The 21,834-nt window shown below is 38.4% G+C and carries 24 protein-coding genes; 7 read left to right on the plus strand and 17 right to left on the minus strand.

Annotation, left to right across the window (positions count from 1 at the left end; all coding sequences use genetic code 11):
- Window positions 1-265: 265 nt before the first annotated feature.
- Complete coding sequence (locus ABFY81_RS14205) at window positions 266-1,639, minus strand: dihydrolipoyl dehydrogenase (RefSeq protein WP_347914017.1); 1,374 nt, start codon at window positions 1,637-1,639, stop codon at window positions 266-268.
- Between the two features lie 147 nt (window positions 1,640-1,786).
- Between ABFY81_RS14205 and ABFY81_RS14210 the strand changes: the two genes are divergently transcribed.
- Window positions 1,787-3,268: an Ig-like domain-containing protein gene (locus ABFY81_RS14210; protein ID WP_347914018.1), complete on the plus strand. Its 1,482-nt coding sequence runs from the start codon at window positions 1,787-1,789 to the stop codon at window positions 3,266-3,268.
- Window positions 3,269-3,559: 291 nt separating this feature from the next.
- Here ABFY81_RS14210 and ABFY81_RS14215 read toward each other — a convergent pair whose 3' ends face one another.
- Window positions 3,560-3,895: a TIGR01244 family sulfur transferase gene (locus ABFY81_RS14215; protein WP_049063451.1), complete on the minus strand. Its 336-nt coding sequence runs from the start codon at window positions 3,893-3,895 to the stop codon at window positions 3,560-3,562.
- Window positions 3,896-4,087: 192 nt separating this feature from the next.
- Here ABFY81_RS14215 and ABFY81_RS14220 point away from each other — a divergent pair, with 192 nt between their 5' ends.
- From ABFY81_RS14220 to ABFY81_RS14230, 3 genes are read left to right on the plus strand one after another with little or no spacing between them, the layout of a single operon-like run.
- Window positions 4,088-4,984, plus strand: a complete 897-nt coding sequence (locus ABFY81_RS14220) for an alpha/beta hydrolase (RefSeq protein ID WP_039253040.1) — start codon at window positions 4,088-4,090, stop codon at window positions 4,982-4,984.
- Window positions 4,985-5,422 carry a thioredoxin TrxC gene (gene trxC / locus ABFY81_RS14225; protein ID WP_002051446.1) on the plus strand — a complete coding sequence of 146 codons (438 nt, stop codon included), beginning with the start codon at window positions 4,985-4,987 and terminating at the stop codon, window positions 5,420-5,422.
- 1 nt (window position 5,423) lies between these two features.
- The gene (locus ABFY81_RS14230) at window positions 5,424-5,840 is read left to right on the plus strand and encodes an acyl-CoA thioesterase (protein ID WP_002051216.1); all 417 of its coding nucleotides are present in this window, start codon (window positions 5,424-5,426) and stop codon (window positions 5,838-5,840) included.
- Window positions 5,841-5,889: 49 nt separating this feature from the next.
- On the opposite strand, the gene ABFY81_RS14235 is transcribed toward ABFY81_RS14230, so the two are convergent.
- The 3 genes from ABFY81_RS14235 to ABFY81_RS14245 all read right to left on the minus strand — a co-directional run bounded on the left by ABFY81_RS14235 (window position 5,890) and on the right by ABFY81_RS14245 (window position 7,490).
- Window positions 5,890-6,396 carry an ester cyclase gene (locus tag ABFY81_RS14235; RefSeq protein WP_004705646.1) on the minus strand — a complete coding sequence of 169 codons (507 nt, stop codon included), beginning with the start codon at window positions 6,394-6,396 and terminating at the stop codon, window positions 5,890-5,892.
- A gap of 75 nt (window positions 6,397-6,471) precedes the next feature.
- Window positions 6,472-6,966 carry a DUF4442 domain-containing protein gene (locus ABFY81_RS14240; protein ID WP_019457453.1) on the minus strand — a complete coding sequence of 165 codons (495 nt, stop codon included), beginning with the start codon at window positions 6,964-6,966 and terminating at the stop codon, window positions 6,472-6,474.
- A 35-nt stretch (window positions 6,967-7,001) separates the two neighbouring features.
- A complete protein-coding gene (locus ABFY81_RS14245; RefSeq protein WP_002051423.1) occupies window positions 7,002-7,490 on the minus strand; it encodes a YajQ family cyclic di-GMP-binding protein in 489 nt (162 codons plus the stop codon).
- A gap of 91 nt (window positions 7,491-7,581) precedes the next feature.
- Here ABFY81_RS14245 and ABFY81_RS14250 point away from each other — a divergent pair, with 91 nt between their 5' ends.
- Window positions 7,582-7,896 (plus strand): rhodanese-like domain-containing protein, encoded by a 315-nt coding sequence (locus ABFY81_RS14250; RefSeq protein WP_191016529.1) that lies wholly within the window; start codon window positions 7,582-7,584, stop codon window positions 7,894-7,896.
- A gap of 51 nt (window positions 7,897-7,947) precedes the next feature.
- Here the strand turns inward: ABFY81_RS14250 and mnmC are convergent, their stop codons facing one another.
- Genes mnmC through ABFY81_RS14270 form a run of 4 tightly spaced genes read right to left on the minus strand, consistent with a single transcriptional unit; the run spans window position 7,948 to window position 11,278 of the window.
- Window positions 7,948-9,819 carry an FAD-dependent 5-carboxymethylaminomethyl-2-thiouridine(34) oxidoreductase MnmC gene (gene mnmC / locus ABFY81_RS14255; protein WP_347914019.1) on the minus strand — a complete coding sequence of 624 codons (1,872 nt, stop codon included), beginning with the start codon at window positions 9,817-9,819 and terminating at the stop codon, window positions 7,948-7,950.
- Window positions 9,820-9,842: 23 nt separating this feature from the next.
- The gene (locus tag ABFY81_RS14260; protein ID WP_347914020.1) at window positions 9,843-10,322 is read right to left on the minus strand and encodes a hypothetical protein; all 480 of its coding nucleotides are present in this window, start codon (window positions 10,320-10,322) and stop codon (window positions 9,843-9,845) included.
- A 4-nt stretch (window positions 10,323-10,326) separates the two neighbouring features.
- Entirely contained in the window at window positions 10,327-10,629 is a 303-nt protein-coding gene (locus tag ABFY81_RS14265) for a YciI family protein (RefSeq protein ID WP_002051453.1), read from the minus strand.
- A gap of 34 nt (window positions 10,630-10,663) precedes the next feature.
- Complete coding sequence (locus ABFY81_RS14270; RefSeq protein WP_004705653.1) at window positions 10,664-11,278, minus strand: septation protein IspZ; 615 nt, start codon at window positions 11,276-11,278, stop codon at window positions 10,664-10,666.
- Between the two features lie 44 nt (window positions 11,279-11,322).
- On the opposite strand from ABFY81_RS14270, the gene ABFY81_RS14275 reads away from it, so the two are divergent.
- Window positions 11,323-12,174 carry a PHP domain-containing protein gene (locus ABFY81_RS14275; RefSeq protein WP_107972480.1) on the plus strand — a complete coding sequence of 284 codons (852 nt, stop codon included), beginning with the start codon at window positions 11,323-11,325 and terminating at the stop codon, window positions 12,172-12,174.
- Between the two features lie 7 nt (window positions 12,175-12,181).
- Here the strand turns inward: ABFY81_RS14275 and ABFY81_RS14280 are convergent, their stop codons facing one another.
- Window positions 12,182-13,093 carry a bestrophin family protein gene (locus ABFY81_RS14280; protein WP_100290914.1) on the minus strand — a complete coding sequence of 304 codons (912 nt, stop codon included), beginning with the start codon at window positions 13,091-13,093 and terminating at the stop codon, window positions 12,182-12,184.
- Between the two features lie 62 nt (window positions 13,094-13,155).
- Entirely contained in the window at window positions 13,156-13,875 is a 720-nt protein-coding gene (radC, locus tag ABFY81_RS14285) for a DNA repair protein RadC (protein ID WP_081400323.1), read from the minus strand.
- Between the two features lie 100 nt (window positions 13,876-13,975).
- On the opposite strand from radC, the gene coaBC reads away from it, so the two are divergent.
- The gene (gene coaBC, locus ABFY81_RS14290; protein WP_347914021.1) at window positions 13,976-15,229 is read left to right on the plus strand and encodes a bifunctional phosphopantothenoylcysteine decarboxylase/phosphopantothenate--cysteine ligase CoaBC; all 1,254 of its coding nucleotides are present in this window, start codon (window positions 13,976-13,978) and stop codon (window positions 15,227-15,229) included.
- A gap of 63 nt (window positions 15,230-15,292) precedes the next feature.
- Here the strand turns inward: coaBC and secF are convergent, their stop codons facing one another.
- From secF to ABFY81_RS14320, 6 genes are all read right to left on the minus strand, one after another.
- Window positions 15,293-16,258 carry a protein translocase subunit SecF gene (gene secF, locus ABFY81_RS14295; RefSeq protein WP_077162371.1) on the minus strand — a complete coding sequence of 322 codons (966 nt, stop codon included), beginning with the start codon at window positions 16,256-16,258 and terminating at the stop codon, window positions 15,293-15,295.
- An 8-nt stretch (window positions 16,259-16,266) separates the two neighbouring features.
- The gene (gene secD, locus ABFY81_RS14300) at window positions 16,267-18,168 is read right to left on the minus strand and encodes a protein translocase subunit SecD (RefSeq protein WP_087606366.1); all 1,902 of its coding nucleotides are present in this window, start codon (window positions 18,166-18,168) and stop codon (window positions 16,267-16,269) included.
- 51 nt (window positions 18,169-18,219) lie between these two features.
- A complete protein-coding gene (gene yajC / locus ABFY81_RS14305; protein WP_000051669.1) occupies window positions 18,220-18,549 on the minus strand; it encodes a preprotein translocase subunit YajC in 330 nt (109 codons plus the stop codon).
- A gap of 98 nt (window positions 18,550-18,647) precedes the next feature.
- Window positions 18,648-19,781, minus strand: coding sequence for a tRNA guanosine(34) transglycosylase Tgt (gene tgt, locus ABFY81_RS14310; RefSeq protein ID WP_004705660.1), 1,134 nt, complete (start codon window positions 19,779-19,781; stop codon window positions 18,648-18,650).
- A 243-nt stretch (window positions 19,782-20,024) separates the two neighbouring features.
- A complete protein-coding gene (locus ABFY81_RS14315) occupies window positions 20,025-20,594 on the minus strand; it encodes a LemA family protein (RefSeq protein ID WP_086497531.1) in 570 nt (189 codons plus the stop codon).
- Between the two features lie 86 nt (window positions 20,595-20,680).
- Entirely contained in the window at window positions 20,681-21,709 is a 1,029-nt protein-coding gene (locus ABFY81_RS14320; protein WP_347914022.1) for a hypothetical protein, read from the minus strand.
- Between the last annotated feature and the right edge of the window lie 125 nt (window positions 21,710-21,834).

Consider the following 21,834-nt stretch of genomic DNA (forward strand, 5'->3'; position numbering starts at 1 on the left):
CAGAAGTGAAACCTCTTAGCGCTGATGGTAGTGTGGGGTTACCCATGTGAGAGTAAGTCATCGCCAGCTCATTATTCCAAACACCCCGGTCTCGAAAGAAACCGGGGTGTTGCTTATTGCGCGGAATAAAAGTGGAAAGTTAATTACTGATCTTTCAGATATTCAATTTAATTCAATTTATAAAGAAATTACTGATTTTATTCAAATGTTTAATGAGAAATGAATAAGAGCTAACTTTAAAATTAAGAAAGCTCTTCTAAAAGTATTATTTTAACTGTCTACGTGCATGTTTTAGAGCAGTGCGGAGACCTTCTTCTAAAGTAGGGTGATAGAAAGGCTTCTCTAGAATATCATTTAAAGTTAATCCTTCACCAATAATCCAGCTTAACAAATGCGCCATATGTTCTGTTGCTTCTGTAAATAATTCAGCACCAAGAAGTTTTTGGCTTTCTCTTTCTATATAAACCTCAATAGCACCTCTATTTTTTCCAAGAACTATAGCTCTTCCTTGTCTTTCATAAGAAACTTCGCCCGTAACAAACCCTACTCCATTATCTTTTAGCTGTTTATAACTTTGCCCTACAATTGCCATTTCTGGATGACTGAACACTATTCCTAATGGAGTGAGTGTCTTAACTGGATTAACTTGTGGGTAATTCAAACAGTTATAAACTATTTTTCTACCTTCATGGGCTGCTTCATGTTGTAGTGGCGTTGAAGTATAAGCATCCCCAGCAATGAAAATTGAATAACTATCCAACTGCTTTGTTTTTGCATTTATAGGCAATAATTTAATGTCTTTAAAAGATTTATCAATATTCTCTAATTGTAAGGTCTCTAGTAAGCTTGAACGGCCTGTTGCAGATAACACATACTCAGCTTGAATAGATTTTTCTTTTTCATCAATTTTATAATTTAATATAACGCCATTAGAACCTGACTTAACTTCAGTAGGTAAGGTCTCAAATAAAAAATTTAACTCTTTATTTAACTCTTGTTGAGCAAGTTGCTGTAACTTAGAGCTAGTAAATATTCCAATTCTTTTACTACGAGCAAATATAGTTGTTTCTACACCCAAGCGATGCATGGCTTGGGCAATCTCTAGGGCAATTACTCCACTTCCAATAACGGCAATAGATTTAGGTAGAGTGTCTAATTCAAATATTTGGTCTGTGGTAATAAGGCGATCACCTAATTTTTGTTTCCATGATTGATCATAATTAGGAGTGGAACCAACTGCCAAGATAAAGCTTTTTGATTGATATTGTTTACCATTCACTTCAATAGTTTTCGAATCAACAAAACGTGCTTTACCTGAAATTTTATGTTCAGTTGGCCATTGCTCTACATCTTTAAGGGTCGCCTTCGTAAAGCGATCACGTAAGGTTCTTACATGTTCCATAACCTGATCAGTATTAATATCCACTAAAGCATTCAACCCAACTTGTTGAGCATTTTGTATGTCATACATACGATTTGCTGTAGAGATGAGAACTTTACTTGGCATACACCCTACACGTGCGCAAGTGGTATCCCATGGTCCATCATTTATAATTAAAATATTATTGGTATGTTTAACGGCTTCTTTATATGCGCTAATACCAGCAGTACCTGCGCCAATGATAATGATATCGAACATTATAAATCCTAATATCTATAAGTTTTTCATTTAATAAGATACATAATAAAACACAATGTAATTTATGTTTACAGAGTGTGGTGAATATGATTACACTAATAATATAAATAATTAAAAAATCTTATACCTTTAGGAAAGATTGGGGAAATGAAAAGTATGTATAAAAAACAACTTACCTTGAAGTTGTCGGCTATTGCTGTATCAATTATGTTAGCAAGTTGTGGCGGGGGAGGTGGCGATGGTTATTACCAGAGTGGTTCATCAAATAGTAGTAATTCCTCATCTGGAAGTAATAATTCTGGATCTCAACAAGCGACTGCTACAGCATTAAAGATAGAGCTAGATAAATTATCAGTTGCGGCGACGAATGATACTTTAACGGTTACTGTTAGAGCTTTAGATATAAATAAAGGTGGCGTTGCTGGTACTAAAGTTAGTTTGGCATTAGTTGATCCAACAAATAATGTATCTATAGAAGGAGTATCAACTCAAACTACAGATGCTGCAGGTAATGCTGTATACATTATAAAAACACCAAAAACATCGAGCTCAATAAATGATTTGGTAAAAAATGGTTTTAAATTAATTGCGTCTACAAATAATGGTACGCTTACTCAAGAACAGACTGTGACAGTCACAGGGAGTAATAGTACTGCTGAAGCTGATACTACGAGTATTGTATTGTTTGATGCTACAAAAACTTCTTTAAATGTTAGAGGTGATCAAACAACAGTTACATTAACAGCTGTAGATGCAAATGGGGCAACTTTAGCAAATCAAGCAATTACGCTTAAAGTTAAAGATTCGGTCTTAAATGGTGTTAAATTTACACCAAATGCAACTCAAACTGATGCAAATGGGCAGATCAGTTATACTTTATCTTTTAGTGAAAATCAAAGAGCCTCATCATATAGCGCTGCTCAATTTGTGACAGATGATCTTGTTTTAGAAGCTAATTTTGGTCAATCAACAAAAATTTATACGTATAAACTCGATGTTGTTAATTCTGATGTACCAGTAGCAGTAGGCGCTATTTCTGTAGCATATAATCCGACAACAATGGAGGACTCGAGTGATGGAGTTTACTACTATAAGAATATATCAGTACAAGTAACTGATGTTGACGGTAAGCCAATACCAAATCAAGATGTAACAATGGGCGTTAATGCACTTGCTTATTATAAGGGGCAATTTGCTTTTGTTGACACGTCTACTCCTGCAGATGGTAAGCCAGATGAATATTTACCAGTTTCTAGAGTTGCTTGTACTTCACCAGTTCAAGCTGTAAATGTTAACGGTGAGGTTATTAATCAATTAAAGCCGCTTAAAGAAAATTCTACAGTTCAGGTTGTATCGTATATTAATAGTGCGGGTACTGCTGCAACCAATAATAAATACACAACAGATGGAAATGGTCGTTTTGATCTTAAGATTCAATACCCTAAAATTTATGCATCTTGGTTAACTGTTCAGTTAACTGCTAAATCTACAGTTTCGGGAAGTTTGCTTAAAGGATCTACATCTTTGACTTTAGGTTATTTAAATAAAGATGTTACTGTAAGTGATCTTATTGCTCCGAATATATTAAGCCCATATGGAATAGATCTAAACTGTTCAAATGGTAATTAATATAAAAAGAAGCAGCATTTAAGCTGCTTCTTTTTTTAAAGGTGTGTACCCATACTTACACCGACTGTGGGTCGAACCTGCATAGATGAGCATGCACTAAGAATGAGGCAACTTACCAGTAAGAATATAAGTTTATTCATAATAAAACTGAAAAATTTAAAATGATTTAAATACTTTAGCTGAAGACCGTTTTTATATCTGTTGAATTGATGCAGTTATATATATTCTTTTATTAAAAAAAGGCTCTATTTCTACTCGAAAATAGAGCCTTTAATAATTGTATTCAAAGAATTAATCGTCTAACAAATCCATTTGTTTGGCTAATTGATAAAGATTGTTTGAACGGTTTCCTGTACGGCAGAACATAAGTACAGGTTTTGGAAGTTCATTATAGTGATTTGCAAAAGTACGGACATCAAGCTCAGTAATTTGACCTGCAACTACAGGTTGGTAAACGTAATCTAGACCTGCTTGACGTGCTGCTTCTTCAATTTGAGCACTTGTTGGTTGCTCTGGACCGCCTTCCATGTCAGGACGGTTATTTATAATAGATTTAAATCCTTTTTCTACAACTTGTCCCACATGTTCTGGACCAATTTGACCTGCGAAACCAACATTATCTGACATTTCGTCACTCCAAAATTTAATAAAACCTCTTATGCTGTATCATAGCATTAAGCTTAACCTGAGATACAAGACACTAAAACGTTGTTCCTACATAGATAAAAATTATGTAAAAGAACAGCTATAGATTTTTAAAAGGCGATCAGGATGTTTTTTGTAAATTCATTACTTCGACCATAATGCCACGGAGCACATATGCACGCTTATACGGTTGAGCCTTTATATGTTCCATGTGATCAGGAAATGATCGCAGCTGACTTTTATATTCCAAAAACAAATAATAAATCTGCGGTAATTATCATGGCACATGGTTTTGCCGGATTACGTCAATTCAAGCTTATCCAATATGCCCAGCGTTTTGCTCAGGCAGGCTATGCCGTTATTTTATTTGATTATCGATATTGGGGAGGGAGTACAGGTAAGCCACGAGAGATGATTTCTATCAATTCTCAACTTGAAGACTGGAAGACCATTATTCAATACGCGTCTACCTGTAAATTAATAGATAATCGAAGAATTGTTTTGTGGGGCACATCTTTAAGTGGAGGATATGCTTTAAGTCTAGCTTCTGAACTGAAAAATATTCAGGCCATTATGGTACAAATTCCATATGTAGATGGTGCAGAAACTGCAAAACTATATCCGTTACAGCGTTACCCCCAAGCTTTGAAGTTATCGAGCCAAGATTATATGGGTTCAAAAATGGGCCTTAATCCAAAGAGATTACCTGTTGTTGATCAACTTAAATTATGTTTTATGCCAACAGCAGATAGTTACTATGGGTATTTGTCGATTGTGAATCCAGATTATTATTGGAGTGGTGAAGTACCAGCACGTGTCTTTTTTAATTTGATGCGTTACCGTCCAATTCAACTCGTACGTCAGATTAATATTCCCGTTTTATTTATTGCTGCTCAACATGATTCTTTGATCCCGATTGAGTCTAGTCGTGAAGCTGCGACTAATATTGCACCTTTTGTGAGTTATCATGAATGGGATATGAAACATTTTGATATTTATCATGGCTCATGGTTTGAAAAAGCAGTGACGACCCAATTAGAATTTTTACATCAGCATATAGGAGTGATGTAAATGATTATTGTATGTGCATCGTGTGGTGCAAAAAATAGAGTGCCAGAGGAAAAACTTAGCGCGCAACCGAGTTGTGGCCAATGCCATCAGCCATTACTTCCGCTTGCACCGATTGAGTTAAATGAACAAAACTTTAGCAACTATATCACGAATAGTGATCTGCCTATTTTGATAGATTTATGGGCAGAATGGTGTGGACCTTGTAAAATGATGGCACCACATTTTGCACAAGTTGCAAAACAGAATCCACGTGTCATTTTTGCCAAGATTAATACCGAAGAGTCTCCTCGCTTAAGCCAAGCATTTAATGTGAGAAGTATTCCTACCCTTGTATTAATGAATAAAACCACAGAAGTTGCTCGAATGAGCGGTGCATTACGCGCGCCTGAATTGCAACAGTGGCTAGATCAACAACTTCAAACGAATTTCGGGAGCTAAGGTGTCAGAAGCTTATACCAAACCAGAAGGAATTTTATCCTTACAAACGATTGCCATGCCAGCAGATACAAACTGGAGTGGTGATGTGTTTGGTGGGTGGATCGTGTCACAAATGGACTTGGCTGGAGCAATTCACGCGGAGCGTTTTAGTCGTGGACGTTGTGCTACGATTTCCATTAATCAGATGACCTTTTTGGTTCCGGTAAAAGTAGGCTTTGTGATTAGCTGCTATACCAAAATCTTAAAAGTGGGTAATACCTCTATTCAAATGCAAATTGAAGTTTGGGATAGTCATGATGATTCTCGTGCTCCAATTCGTATTACCGAAGGGGTCTTCACTTTTGTCGCTGTTGATGTAAAAGGTAACAAGCGCCAAATTCCAGAAGAGGCGAAACAAAAGTTTTTAGAAACTCAATAAAACGTATTATAAAGCCTGAATATCAGTATTCAGGCTTTAATTTTTGTCACTAAAACATTGTATTAGAGTTTTTACTTTGCTCTGGAATGTTTTGTATCACATCCCAATGCTCTACGATTTTTCCATTTTCTACCCGGAAAATATCAACAATTGCTCTGCCTCGATCTTTTTCGTTTTCAGTAGAATGGACATGTAAAACAACCAAGTTGCCTTCTGCGATTGCACGCTTAATTTCATTTTTTGCTTGTGGATTTTTCTGGAATTTCTCAGTAAAGAAATTAACGAATGGTGCTTTCCCATCAGGAACATTAGGGTTATGTTGTATATATTCATGACCAATATAACGGTCGGCATATTCTTTAACTTGATGTTTTAAAAAGACACCTTCATAGAAATCGGTTACGATTTTTTTATTCTGGGCGCTTATTTTATCTGCTGCTTCAGTTTTAGTTTGAATAATTTTACTGGTTTTGTTTGTAGGTTCGGCAGCTTGAGTAGCCACTGCTGTAAATATAAAACTGGTAAATAACGAGGATAGAATCAGTGTTCTTTTCATTGTGACCTCAAGATATAAATTTGTAGTTTTATATCTTGAGGTAAATAACAATCTAAAAATATTTTAAATTAGTTATCATTTCTTACGTTTAGGTAACCATGCCCAGAGCATTTGGCATTGGATTGGTTCGTTGCCTGCATCATCAATGACAGTAACAGGAATGACAAGTTCGCCTTTTTCATGATCAGCAATATATTTTTGCTGTTCGATAGAGAGCGTAGCCGTTGCTGTTAAACCACCTTCAACCACTTTTAAATAATCAACATGTAATGATTTGATTAATAAAATACGGTTATCAGGAATATGTAAACCCGTTAAAAAACCTGTTGCAGTCTCTGCTAAAAGTGCCATTGCAGCAGCATGAACACCTTTAATATGGTTCTGCATGTTTTTATGGTTTTCTAAGCGAACAGTCACATGGTTTACATCTACTTCTAGATAGCGAATATTGGCTGTACCCACCATTGGCACAATACGGCCAAATGCCTTGCTCCAAAGCGTACTTCGAACACCTTTAGGAAATTTTGAAGTTGCTTTTACCAGTTTTAATAGTCGATTGGATTGAGACATGGGATTACCTTAAATTTGAATGTCACTAAAAGATATTAATCTTTAAAGTTATTAAACTGTAATGGCACACCAAATTGTTGTTCACGTAAAAAAGTCATGACTTGTTGTAAAGTGTCACGTTTTTTATCGGTTACACGGATTTTGTCGCCTTGAATAGAAGATTGCACTTTAACGCCGCTTTCTTTAATGGCTTTATTAATTTTTTTTGCTGTATCAGAGTCAAGGCCGTCTTTAAGTTTAATGACTTGTACAAAATTTTTACCTGAAGCAGCAGCTTTTTGCGGATCTAGTGCTTGCACATCAATTTTACGTTTATAAAAATGATTTTCTAACATGTTATAAACTTGTTCACACTGGAAATCGCTTTCAGTGCTGATTTTTATCTCTTTATTTTTTTCGTTTAGTTCGATAGAAACATCGTGACCACGGAAGTCAAAGCGTGTTGCAATCTCTTTTTGTGTGTTTTGAACCGCATGATTAACTTCAAATAACTCTAATTCAGAAACAATATCGAAAGAAGGCATGGTTTAGACCTTTACAAAGTGAAAGAATATTTGAGATGCTAAGAGGGTTTTCTTCATTTGCCAAGTGTTGTTTACATCAAAGGAGTGCACAATGATCCGTAAACAAGAAATTACAACATTTGAGTTCCCAGAAAATGCTGTTATCTGGGATGTCCGTGATTCAAATGCTTATGCAGAAGGGCATGTTAAAGGTGCGATAAGTCGCCCGATTAATGATTTAAATGCTGATATTTTGAGCCAAGTCGCTGCGGATCAGCCGATTTATATTTTATGTGGTGGTGGTAGCAAAGCTCCTCGTGCAGCTGAGAAACTTGAAGACTTAGATGCCTCGCGTGAATATGTCGTGCTGATGGGGGGGACGCGTGCAGCTCGTGATGCAGGTTTACCTCTAGAGCAGGGCGCATAAAAAAAGCACCTTCGGGTGCTTTTTTATTGGAACTAAATTTTCTCAAGTGCACTATTGAGATTTAAAATAAGGTTTCTTTGGTTTAACTTTCTTTTGAAAGCGTCGAGTACTTAATTTCTGTAATAGACTTTCCGGGACAGGACAAGTCTCTCCTAAAATTTGGGCGACAAGTACTTCACTGCAAAGCGGTGCAAATAGAAAACCTTTTGATCCTAACCCTGCAAAAGTTGAAATACGACTTTCACTCTGCATTTTACCTATCACAGGGAAATAATCTGGGCTTTGGGCCCGAACCGCTGCTCGACCTTGCCATTGTTCTACAGGTGGCAATTGTTTTGCATAAGTAGGGAAGATGCTGTGGATTAATTCAAAGTTATGCACATGGTCGTCGCTAAGTACATCTTGATCTTCTCGGTTCGGATAGAAAGATGCCCCTAAAATGAGTTGAGATGAGTCAAGCTGCATGCAGTAGCCACCATAGCTATATGCTTCATGCAAAGGTAGAGGTGCAAAAGAGTTATTAACCCAGCTTACTTGTCCACGTATTGGCTTTAAAGGGGGATAGTTCTCAAATAAAGCGGCACTTTCTCGGGCACAGCACACCACAACATGATCTGCCTCTGCAATAACATCATTATTAGTCTTTAATTGAACTGTATTGTCAAAAGATGTGAGTGCCGTGATATTAGCAATTTTTAATTCAATACCTGAATGCTGCAAAATTTCATCACGTAACTGGTGTGGAGAAACTGCTCCAGCCTCATTTAATACAATATGGGGATAGTCCGATTCAAGTGAGCTTGTTTGATGCGTAACAATATCAGCAGGATATTGATCAGCAAGATCGAGAAGATCTTGGGCATTTTTTAATACCATTTGCTGTATTTGAATTGGGCGAAATGCTTGAAATTTTTTATAGAAATTCAGCGCATGTTGCCAGCTTAAAGTCATTAGATGCTCATGACTTTGTTCAATTGGGCAGAGCTTTGGGTTGAGCAATGCTAGAGGGTTACCAGAAGCTCCTGATAAAGGCGCTGTACGCTCGAATAGGGTAACTTGGTGCCCACGCTCAGCAAAAGCCCATGCTGTGCTTAAACCAGCAATTCCTGCGCCAATAACGGCAATATGCTGCTGTTTAAAATTGAAAGTATGATTATCTGGTTCTAGTGCAGTGTCTTCACTTAACGGTGCTTTCCACACTGCTTTAAGCATTTCACGTTTATGCCCGAAGCCGCGTGGACGTGAAATATCAATATCATGAGCTTTTAGTCCACGTTTGAGAACACCCGCTACACTAAATGAGGCAAAGGTAGTGCCATAGTCAGAAAGACGAACAAGATTGTTTAAAACGGTTTGTTCCCACATGTCTGGATTGCACGCAGGTGCAAAACCATCTAGGAACCAAGCATTCACTGCTTTCGTTTTTACCATACTTGGAAAAATATCTTGTGCATCTCCTAACCATAGGTCGATGCTAAAACGTTCCTCGGGAAAACTTAAACGATGGCAGCCAGCCAGAGGTAAGGGATATTGTTCAATAAGTTGTTTAGCGAGCGGTTTAAGTTCATCCCATACATTGAGAGCACGAATGAGGTCTGTTTTACTTAATGGAAATTTTTCTACACTAATTGCATGTAAATGGCTGTGATTATTAGGACGGACCTGTTGCCAAAGTTGCCAGAGTGCAAGAATATTTAAACCAGTACCAAACCCGGTTTCTCCTACACTAAAATATTCAAAGTCTTGTAAATTGGCTAATCTTTCTGATAGGTCATTGCCATTTAAAAATACATGTCTTGTTTCAAGTAGACCATTATCTTTAGAAAAATAGACATCACCAAATTGTTTGGAAATGGGCACCTCAATACCATCAATAGATACCCAATCCAGCTCAGCAGTTTGTATACGATTTGATTTGTTCATTCGGTTTAATAAGTCACTCAGGTTTACCACTGACGACGACGTTTTGTATGGATATAACTAGCGATAAAGAAACCAAGGAGTACGCCACCCGCTAGGGTTGCCGCACCATATAAAAACATTTGTGCGCTACGTTCGCTCTGTAAAACTTGTACCTGAACAGACAAGTTATCGTTTTTTAGCTGTAGCTCTTGGTTTTGTGCAAGTGCTTCAAGGTTTGCATGTTCAAGCTGTTTAAGGCGAGATGCTTGATCTTGAACTAAAGCTTTGATTTTTGCATCTTGCTGCTGTTTATTCTTTGCGATTTGTTCTGCTGTAAGCGGCTGTGTTGTGGCTGCCGTCGTGGTAGCCGCAGGTTTAGCTACAGTTGCAGAAGTAGGTGCTGGTTTGGCCGTCTGAGTTGAAGGTGCAGTTGTTGGTGTTGCTGGTGTTGCAGCAGGTTCAACTGCGCCAGCAGTTGAACATATCAAACACAAGCCAAGAAAGCTTTTGGTTGCAAGCTGCATGCGTTTACCCTTTTGGAAATGCTTTATTAAACGGTTTGACATCAATATGGCTATAGATACCTTCTTTCAGGAATGGTTCTTCTTTTAACCATTCATCTAAAGCTTCACGGCTATCAAACTCTACGATCATGGTACTACCATAAAAACCAGCCTGAGGATCATTCGGGTCTTTAGGCATAGCTCCAGCGGCAACAAGACGACCTTCATCATCAAGCTTTTGTAAACGTTCGATGTGTTGAGGGCGAACTGCTAAACGTTTCTCTAGAGTTCCTTCGTTATCGGTACAGCTTAGAACAAAAAAAGGCATGTCATCGTATCTCTATAATCAAACCGAAATAACATTAAGCTTCTGGTGACTTAAAATGTTTACGTAAAATAATGAACTGAATAATGATAAATGAAAACATGACGATCATGTCACCAAATGCGGTAAATTCGCCCCAATATTTTCCGCCGTGAAATAAAAACGCGAAGAAAATATGTAAACCAGACATGACGACAAACATTGCAGCCCAAGCAAAGTTTAAGTTTTTCCAAGCTTTTTCGCTTAGGTCTAAAATCGGGTCAAATAATCGTTTAATAAGAGGCTTACGTTCTTTACCAAACCAAGGTGAAACCAAGAAAGCACCAGCAAATACCAAGTTCAAAATTGCAGCTTTTAAACGAATATAAAAATCATCGCTTAACATGAGCGTAATACCACCAAAAATAACGGTCATAAACAATACAAACCATTGTTGTTTATCTAGACGGAATTTTTGGAAAATAAATAAGGCGCCATATACCACAAGCATTGAAATAATTAAGCCTGTTGTTGCGACAAGAATATTATTGTTATTTACACCGCCAGCGGAACCGATCAGTTTAAGCAACGGGTGATGAGCATTTGCAGGATCAACAGTTTTATATAAATAGAAGAAAATAATTAATGGAACAAAGTCCAGAAGTGCTTTCATGTTAGAGTATCTGATCAGGTTTGGTGAATGGCATAGTATAAAAGATGCAAGGCATAGATTTACATACACATAGCAATATTTCTGATGGAACTTTGTCTCCGGAATTGTTGGTGCAAGCTGCTGTGGATGTGAAGTTGAATACTTTAGCACTCACGGATCACGACACAATGGATGGCTTGCAACGTGCGAGAAATGCTGCACAAGCTCATGATTTACAAATTATTTCTGGTGTGGAAATTTCAAGCCAATGGTCTAGACCAAGCACAAAAAAAAGCTATGGTGTACATATTGTGGCTTTGAACATGCAGGATGAAGCACCAATTTTGGAAGCATTAGAACAACAAAAAAGAATTAGAGCACAAAGGGCTGAAGTTATTTGCGAACTATTAAAAAAGTGTATTGGCTTTGATATTTATCAGGATGTGCTTGATAAAGTTGAAAATCAACCAGACCGTATTACCAGAACACACATTGCCAAAACCTTAGTTGAAAAGAATGTAGTGAGTCGTCCTCAACAAGCTTTTGACCGCTTTTTAAAAGAAGGTAAGCGTGCCTTTGTAAAGTTTGAAGGATTGGGTTTAAAAGAAACGATAGAGGTTATTCATAACAGTAAAGGCTTGGCAGTTTTAGCTCATCCAACTCGTTATGATTTATCTGCAACTAATACACGCTATTTGATTGAGTTATTTGCGAGTTGTGGTGGTGACGCAGTAGAGTTGCCGCCTCCTGTAGATCCGTTATCTACTCGCCAAATGATTGATCGTATGATTGATCAGCATCATTTGGCTGTTTCAATTGGCAGTGATTTTCATGGTGAAAATATGCCATGGATTAAATTAGGTAATACCCCTAAACCAAAAAGTGACCAGCAGGGGATTTGGGAGCGTTTTCTCTAATACAGCTCTAGAGCAAGTTGTTATCTTGAGCTTGAATTGGAGGAGGTGTTGGTTTCCCCAGCGTTCCTAAGAGTTCAATTTCGATATTACGTACCATTGAATCTAAAGGTAAATCATTACTTTGAGTACCAAAAGGCTCTTCAATTTCAGAGCTTAGAGCATCTAAACCTAAGAATGTATATGCCAAAATTCCAACCAGTAAAGGTGTAGCTAATCCAAGCAAAGAACCCAAACTAAATGGCAGCATAAAACAGAAAAAGTAAACAGTGCGGTTGAGCAAGACTGAATAAGCAAAAGGAATAGGAGTATTTGCAATACGGTCACAGCCAGTCTGTACCACACTTAAATCTGCAACATTTTTATTCATTTGAGCATAAATAATATCTGAGATTTCACCTTCTTTAAGCGCTTGTAATAATTCCCATTGAATAAGACTAAGCGTATATTGCGGCGCGTTATTTTGTTGGTATAGCTGGGTCAATGCCTGTTGACTCATACCACTGGTTTGTATTAACTCGGTTGGGTTGGCCGTTTGGCGACGTAAACGGTCACGTAACACATTTGCAAACACAATAACGTGATGAATGACTCGTTCGCGGCGAGCCTGAGTTAAAATACGGCAGTCTCGATCAAAATGACGTGAAGTTGCGATCAGGACACCCCATAGTTTGCGTGCTTCCCACCAACGGTCATAACATGCAGTATTTTTAAAACCTAAAAAAATAGAAATGACCACGCCAATTAGGGTAAAACTAACTAAAGGAATTTCTGGAAAACGGTAGAGATTGATATATTCAACTCCACCAATGATTGACGAGATCAACATGAGTACCCCTAAAGAGGGTAGAATTTTTGGTAATATCGTCCCTCGCCAAGAGAATAAAACTTTAAAAATACCAGGCTGTTCACGAACAATCATTTTATTTTAAACGTCGCTATTTTTGTTTTTGATATTCTAAGCTTAGTGAAGCTTTGTCAATATCATTGAACGGCTATTGGGATGGGGTTGAGCAGTTGTTGTTCAGCAAATGAAAAGCTACCCTCTGGTGAGATAATAAAATGGTCCAGTAAAGGTATTTCAACCAACTGACAAGCCTGTTGAAGTTGCTGTGTAAGTTTAATATCTTCAGGAGATGGCTGAGCGGAACCAAAAGGATGGTTATGTGCTATTACCAGTTGGCAAGCATGTTGTTGTAAGGCATAACGTAAGGTTTGATTCACTGAGACTGCACAGTGCTGAATTGATCCAAAAAATAATTTTTTAAAATGCAGTTTTCTTAATTCAGCATCTAAGCAAAGTACTGCGAAGACTTCTTGTTTTTCACCTTTTAATTCATAGCGCAAATAATCCAAAACTAAATCAGAAGAGTGAAGACTAAGATTATTTTTCTGAAAGTGATGATCGAGATAACGCCGTCCAAGTTCTTTTACGGCCAGTAATTGCGAATACTTGGTGGCTCCAATACCATTAAATTGAGTCAATTCATTGAAAGATGCATCAAAAACGGCATTAAGACTTCCAAATTGTTGAATCAGTAAGCGTGCGAGTTCAACTGCTGAATGTTGGCGTGAACCTGAGCGAAGAAAGATCGCAAGTAATTCAGAGTCAGAGAGGCTTTGTGGACCTTGTTGTAATAACCGTTCTCTTGGCCGTTCTTGTTCTGGCCAATTTTTAATAGAAGTATTCATATTCCCCAGCAATATTCTGCTTAAAATTTTATTTTGTTTGCCCAATCAATCTTGGGTCTGCGCGTATTTAATGCTATTGTGAGCGCCACTGCAACAGAAAGGTATCCTGTTCGTGAGCTTTGATTTAAGTGTTATTCCTCATAAAAACATTGTTTTAGCTGTTACAGGTGGGATTGCTGCCTATAAGAGTGCCATTTTGGTCCGTCGTCTTAAAGATTATGGCTTTGACGTTCGGGTTGTGATGACACACGGAGCTCAAGCATTTATTACCCCTCTAACGTTTCAGGCTCTTTCTGGAAATCCTGTACATACCGAACTCTTAGACCCTGAGGCTGAAGCTGGAATGGGCCATATTGAGTTGGCTCGTTGGGCTGATTTATTACTGGTTGCGCCTGCAAGCTGTGACACTCTGGCTAAGTTTGCTAATGGTTTAGCAGATGACTTACTCAGTACTCTATTTTTAGCGACTAAAGCACCTGTGTGGGTTGCTCCAGCGATGAACCAGCAAATGTGGGCTGCAAAAGCAACACAACGTAATTTGCAAACGCTAGTTGAAGATGGCGTGCATGTGATTATGCCGGATTCAGGTGAACAGGCTTGTGGTGATGTCGGTTTAGGCCGTATGCCAGAACCTGAAGAAATAGCCCGTCAAGTGGCTGGTTATTTCCATCAAGCCCAACGCGCCATTGCTGAAAAATTTGGTTTGTTGGCTGGTAAGCGAGTTGTGATTACTGCTGGACCAACACGTGAATCGATTGACCCAGTTCGTTATATCTCAAACCATAGTACTGGAAAAATGGGCTTTGCTTTAGCGGCTGCATGTTATGCGGCAGGGGCAAAAGTCACTTTAATTGCTGGTCCTGTAAGTTTAGATACACCAAACGGTGTTCAACGTGTCAACGTTGCATCTGCACGACAAATGTTAGATGTCAGCATGAACTCACTTGAGACTGGTTGCGACATTTTCATTGCGACAGCAGCAGTAGCTGATTATCGCGTTGCGGAAGTCGCTGAGCACAAGATTAAGAAAGCAGGGGATGAGCTGAATGTTTCCCTTGTGAAAAATCCGGATATTGTGGCAACCATTGCAGCTCAGGAAAAACGTCCATTTATGGTGGGCTTTGCTGCCGAAACGCAGAATGTTGAAGAATATGCAGCAGGTAAACTGGTTGCTAAAAAACTAGACATGATTGCGTGTAACGATGTTTCTCGTGCTGATATTGGTTTTGCTTCGGATGAAAATGCGATGACTGTTTTCTTTGCTGAAAGTTACCATATGAAAAAGCGTGAGTTAGAGAAAGCATCTAAGCAAGAAATTTCTCAACAATTGGTTGAAGCTATTTCGGATGCATTACGCCGTAAATAAATTTTGAGCTTAATAAAAAAAACCGCGAATAAATCGCGGTTTTTTATAGTCTTATTTAGACAATCAAGGAATTTCATCTTCAAATTCAGGTTTAACCTGAACGATGAAGTCTTGACGGTTAAGACCACGCCATAACGCAAATGCTGTACCGATATAAATCGAAGAGTAAGTACCGACAAAGACACCCACAAACATTGCTACAGAGAACCAGTGTAAGCCATCACCGCCCAAGAACATCATTGCGAGTACAACAAGCAATAAGGTCATTGATGTATGAACTGTACGACGTAAAGTCTCAGTTAAAGCAATATCCACGATTTCACGTGGAGTCGCGCCGCGAATCTTACGGAAGTTTTCACGGATACGGTCTGAAACAACGATGTTATCGTTAAGCGAGAAACCAATCACCGCGAGTACCGCAGCTAATACGGTAAGATCAAATGGCCATTGGAATAATGCAAATGCACCAATAATGATGATGATGTCATGGAATAAAGACATCACGGCACCCATCGCGAGTTTAAACTCAAAGCGAATGGTCACGTAGATCAACATTAAGATAAGCGCAAGAGCAACCGCTCCAGCCGAACGAACATAAAGCTCATTACCAACCTGACCGCCGACAGAGTCCACTTTATGAACTTCAGCAGCGTTATTTGGTAATTGCACAGCTTTGGTAATCGCGTTATTAAGATCTTCAACCTTAACTTCTTGTACCGGCATACGCACGAGTAAGTCTTTATTACTACCTAGCGTTTGTACTACCGCATCTTTAAAACCAGCTTTGTCGAGAGCCTGAATAACTTCAGTCTGATTTGCTGGTTGCGCATAGTTAAGCTCGGCAGAAACACCACCTGTAAAGTCCAAACCTAAGTTAAGACCTTTAGTCGCGATAAAGAAAATACTCGCTAGAGTAATAAGGATCGAGAAGATTGCTGCTGGTTTAGCAATCTTCATGAACGGGATGATTTTTGCATCATCCGGACGACCATATTGTTTTGAAGGCTGTTGAGTCACTTTAGTCATCATAGATCTCCTTAAATGCTCAACTTTTTCAAATTACGGCGTTTGCCATAAATGATTTGTACAATTGCGCGTGTTACTGTAATTGCAGTAAACATCGAACATACGATACCAATCATTAATGTTACGGCGAAACCTTTAATCGGACCTGTACCAATTGCAAACAGAATGAATGCAACGAGGAACGTAGTTAAGTTCGAGTCAAAGATCGTGTTATAGGCTCGATCATAACCTGCCACAATGGCCTGTTTGGGTGAGGCACCCCAGAGCATTTCTTCTCGAATACGCTCACATATTAGTACGTTGGCATCGACCGCCATACCAATGGTAATAACGATACCGGCAATACCTGGTAAGGTGAGTGAAGCCCCTATCCAAGACATAACGGTTAAAATCATTGCCAAGTTAAATACAAGTGCAAAGTTCGCAATCAAGCCGAATACGCGGAAGAAAACGACCATCCAGATTGCAACAAGTAAGAAACCGATTTGAGTTGAGAGTACACCTTTATCGATGTTTTCTTGACCAAGGCTTGGACCAACCACACGTTCTTCAACGAAGTACATTGGCGCAGCTAAAGCACCAGCACGTAGCATCAATGCAAGTTCAGATGCTTCTTGAGGTGAACTTAAACCGGTAATACGGAAAGTTGAACCTAAAACAGCTTGAACTGTTGCAGCATTAATGACGACAGATTCGGTATATGGTGTACGAACTTCTGTTTGAGCACCAGTTTTTGGATCTGTAACATAGCTAATCTTTTGCTTGTTTTCGATGAACAATACCGCCATGCGTTTACCAACAGCATTACGGGTTGCATCTGACATGAGCTTACCACCGGCACTGTCGAGCGTAATATTTACTTCGGCACCGCCAGAGTCTTGGCTAAAGCCAGAACTTGCATTTTGAACACGTTCACCAGTCAAGATACGGTTACGTTGCAACAGAAGTTGACGACCGCTATCTAAAGATTGATAAGCGAAAACTTCTGTACCCGGAGGTAAAGGTTGACCGTTATATTTACCCGTATATGGGTCAATATATTGATCATTTAAGTCAGATACCAAACGGAATTCGAGGTTAGCAGTACGGCCTAAAACACGTTTAGCTTCTGCTGTATCTTGAACACCCGGTAATTCAACGACAATACGGTTGCTACCCTGACTTTGTACTAATGCTTCTGCAACACCAAGTTCGTTAATACGGTTACGTAGTGTTGTTAAGTTCTGATTGACTGCATATGCTTGAATTTCTTGACGACGTACATCGGTATAAGAGAGTTTTAAGGTAGAACCTGTCGTGCTCGCTAATGCCTGTTGGGTATATTCATTACCATTACGGCGTAAAAAATCCATTGCTGCATCACGATCAGCGTTGTCAGCAAATTGAACAGTGATCACATTATTATTTAACGCAAGGTTGTTAAATTTAATTTTGTTTTCACGGAACTGACGACGCAAATCAGTGGCAGAGGTTTCCATACGTTGGGAAATGGCTTTGTCCATATCTACTTCTAGCAAGAAGTGGACACCACCACGTAAGTCCAAACCAAGTTTCATTGGTTTAGCCCCAATTTTTTGCAACCATTCTGGTGTAGTTGGTGCAAGGTTTAGGGCAACAACATATTGATCACCTAAGTCACGGCGTAATACTTCTTTTGCTTTTAACTGCGCTTCAGAAGAGCTGACACGCAAGAGAGCAGCATTATTTGTAAAAGTATTATCGTGGCTCGCAATATTTGCTGTTTTTAAAATTTGCTCTGCTTTTTGCACCACACTTTGATCAATTTGGGTACCAGCTTTGGCACCGGAAATTTGAACTGCGGGCTCATCCGGATATAGACTAGGCAGTGCGTATAATGTACTGACTACCAGAACAACCAGAATCAGTAAATATTTCCATGCAGGGTAACGCATTCGCTTTCTTCTTAAATGAAAAAGCCGTGCTAAAGCACGACTGTTTTATGATTAAAGGTTATTTAGAGTGCCTTCAGGTAATACAGAAATTACGCTGGCACGCTGAATTTTTACTTCTACACCACGGTTAAGTTCAACAACCGCATAGTCACCTTCAAGTTTGGTTACTTTGCCCATTAAACCACCAGCAAAAACAACTTCGCTACCTACACCTAAGCTTTCGATTAAAGAACGGTGTTCTTTTGCACGTTTTGCTTGAGGGCGCCAGATTAAGAAATAGAAGATTGCAACGAATACAACAATCATCAAAATGTTTGGCAAAAGACCCGGGCTTTGGGCTGCTGCTGGAGCTGCATGTGCAGTAGAAATGAACAAGCTCATTTTAATTTCCTAAAGTTAAAAAATATGAGTCAGATACCTGACATAATCCTAATTCGTTTTGCAATTTACCTTGTCTTGCGGTTGAGCGCAAATCTCGCTTATTCATCGACAGGGCAAGGTGGAACTTCTAATCCGCGGCGGGCATAAAAGTCCTGAACAAATTCATCAAAAGTGCCATTATCTAATGCATCACGCATACCTTCAGTTAAACGTTGGTAATAACGTAAGTTATGAATGGTACCGAGCATAGACGCTAACATCTCTCCACATTTTTCAAGATGGAACAGATAAGCACGGGTAAAGTTCTTACATGTGTAGCAATCGCAGTGTGGGTCAAGAGGACCTTGGTCATGGCGATATTTACTATTACGAATACGTACCAGACCATCAGTGACAAAATAATGACCATTACGTGCATTACGAGTCGGCATTACGCAGTCAAACATATCGACACCACGGCGCACCGCTTCAACGATGTCTTCAGGTTTACCTACGCCCATTAAGTAACGAGGTTTGTCCGCTGGCATTTTGTTTGGAAGATAATCTAAAACTTTGATCATCTCTTCTTTTGGTTCACCTACAGATAAACCACCAATTGCATAACCATCGAAACCAACTTCAAGTAAGCCATTTAAAGACTCATCACGTAAGTCTTCATACATGCCGCCTTGAATAATGCCAAATAAGGCATTTTTATTTTTAAGCTCATCATGGTGATGCGTTTTACAACGTTTTGCCCAGCGCAAAGAAAGCTGTAATGATTTTTGTGCTTCTTCATGTGTAGCAGGATAAGGCGTACATTCATCAAAAATCATGACGATGTCAGAGTTCAATACATGCTGAATTTCCATTGAAATTTCAGGCGATAAAAACACTTTTGAACCATCAATCGGTGAGCGGAAAGTAACACCTTCTTCCTTAATTTTACGCATAGCGCCAAGACTAAATACTTGGAAGCCGCCAGAGTCAGTCAAAATTGGCTTATTCCATTTAATAAAGTCGTGCAATCCGCCGTGTTGCTTGATTACTTCAAGGCCCGGACGCAAATATAAATGGAAGGTATTACCTAAAATAATTTGTGCCTGAATATCTTCGATATCACGCGGCAACATGCCTTTGACTGTACCGTAAGTCCCCACTGGCATAAAAACAGGTGTTTCAACAACACCATGTTCTAAAGTTAAACGACCACGACGGGCACGACCCGACTGACCTAATTTTTCAAACTTCATCTAAAAATCCTGAACAATAGCAAGCAATACCGTAGGGCAGTGCAAGGGCGAAAAAACAGTTCGCTGCTAAATAAGGGCTATAACATGATGAGTTTTTAAACAGGAAGACCAATTTAAAAACACAAATAGCCCTAAAAATAAGAGGGCTATTTTCCTTGATTCTGCCAAGTAGTTCTACTACTAAATGTAGCTGGCTATAAAATAGGTCAATTTTCCGATTGAATGAACACTTATTTATTTAGACTAAAAGTTAGGTTTGTAGTCAAAATTGTCTGTAGCCAAATTATCGCGAAAAGGGCGAATTGCTTTTTTAGATAAAGTCATCGTATTAATCAGATTATTTGGAAACACTTCAATCTGGTTATTAAATACTTCGACGTTGCGGTTAAAAATGCTGATGGCAGCGCCAACATTTTCGTTTTGTTCCTGAATATCATCCATCATTTTGCTATAGAGCGTATCTGCTTTTAATTCAGGATAATTTTCAACCACGACATTTAGGCTGCGGATCAGCTCTTTGCTCATTTTTTCAATCTGCTGTAATTGAGCAATATCAGTATGGTCGACATTTAAACTTAGAATTTGCTGACGTAAAGCAGTTACTTTTTCTAAGGTCGATTTCTCGAACTGAGTATATTGATTGAGAGTAGTTTCTAATGCTTCAAGTGTTTTTACTTTTTGGCGTTCGAAATTTGCAACTTCTGCCCAAGCACGTTTGGTCGCGTTAAAATAACGCACAATGTTGTTACGAATGTGGATGCCCCACGCAATCAGTACGACGAAAATCCCCAAGAAAATGAATAAGCCTTTCATTTTCACTCCTCTTATTTTTATTCCCTCGTTGAGCCTTTTAACTTCTTATTTTTTTAATAAGTTGCTAGTTCGGTACTACGAGAGATTTATTTAATTAAATTAAGCATGAATTGTTGAAATTTTTCATATTGCGGCATGGTCATGGTACGTAAATGTCCACGTAATGCTGGAATATCATGAATTTCACTACGTTTACTGGTGGTTTGAAAAAGATCTTGCTCACCGAGATAACATAATATTTGCTCTTCATGATGATAAATTAAATCACCGGTAAAATGTTGAAAAAAATCATGAAGTTTTAAAGTTAGACTTGGGCTAATTTCTTTAGCTAACTGGTGTTGGTCAGTACCGAAAATATTGAGCTCTTGGTTAATCAGAATGTCAGTACTTTGCCATTCGCTTAAGTAGGGTGCAAAAAAGCGAGAACGTTGATTACTTACGGCAATACCTAAGGCTGGTATTTGAAAAATAAAAGCGCCCCACAAATCTTTATGAATCTCTTTTACTATTTTTTTATCGCTGTTTTGATCTTGAAAAATAGGTAAATTATTTACATAGTGATATTTAAATAGCAGGACTTGATGATTTGTAATGCCATCATTCCATGTCACTGAAGCAAACTTTGTAATTTCATTTGCTTCATTGCCTCGATTAAACAATGGGAAATATTGTTTTAGTCGGCTCAAGACTAAAATGGGTTGGGCTTGAATTGGAAGATAAGCTGGTAAGTGTTGAAACTGTAAGCCATAACGTAAAGCAGTCATACGCTGCTCTAAATATTGAATGACTTCGCTTAGAGGTTTTTGCGGTTCATAGAGCAAATAGGCCAGAAAACCAGTTAGAAATGCCCATAAAAGACTCAAAATATATTGAATATGAGGATGAAAAAAGTATCCAAATAATAAAGTCGTAATACTGCAAATAGCTAACAAATACGGCAGTACATTTACAAAATGAAGGTTATGATCTTCACGCCATGGATGTAAAGCATCTAAAAGATCTTGGGCTGAATGAGATTTTTGTCCAGCATCCCAAAGTCGAGCGATATTGCGAAAAACCTGTGTATTTTTTTTACGCCTTATATGAAGAGCTTCTTGTACAGTATCGATTGGCATGGAAGTAATGAGTTCATTATCATAAAGAGCTATTTCTAGATTATCTTTTAAATTGAAAGAGATAAATACTAAATATTTCTAAATTGAGAATTTTTCTTTAAAAGTTGATGCCTGATTTCATTGCT

The sequence above is a fragment of the Acinetobacter sp. WA-87 genome (genome assembly GCF_039938935.1).
GTDB classification, from domain to species: Bacteria; Pseudomonadota; Gammaproteobacteria; order Pseudomonadales; family Moraxellaceae; genus Acinetobacter; species Acinetobacter seifertii.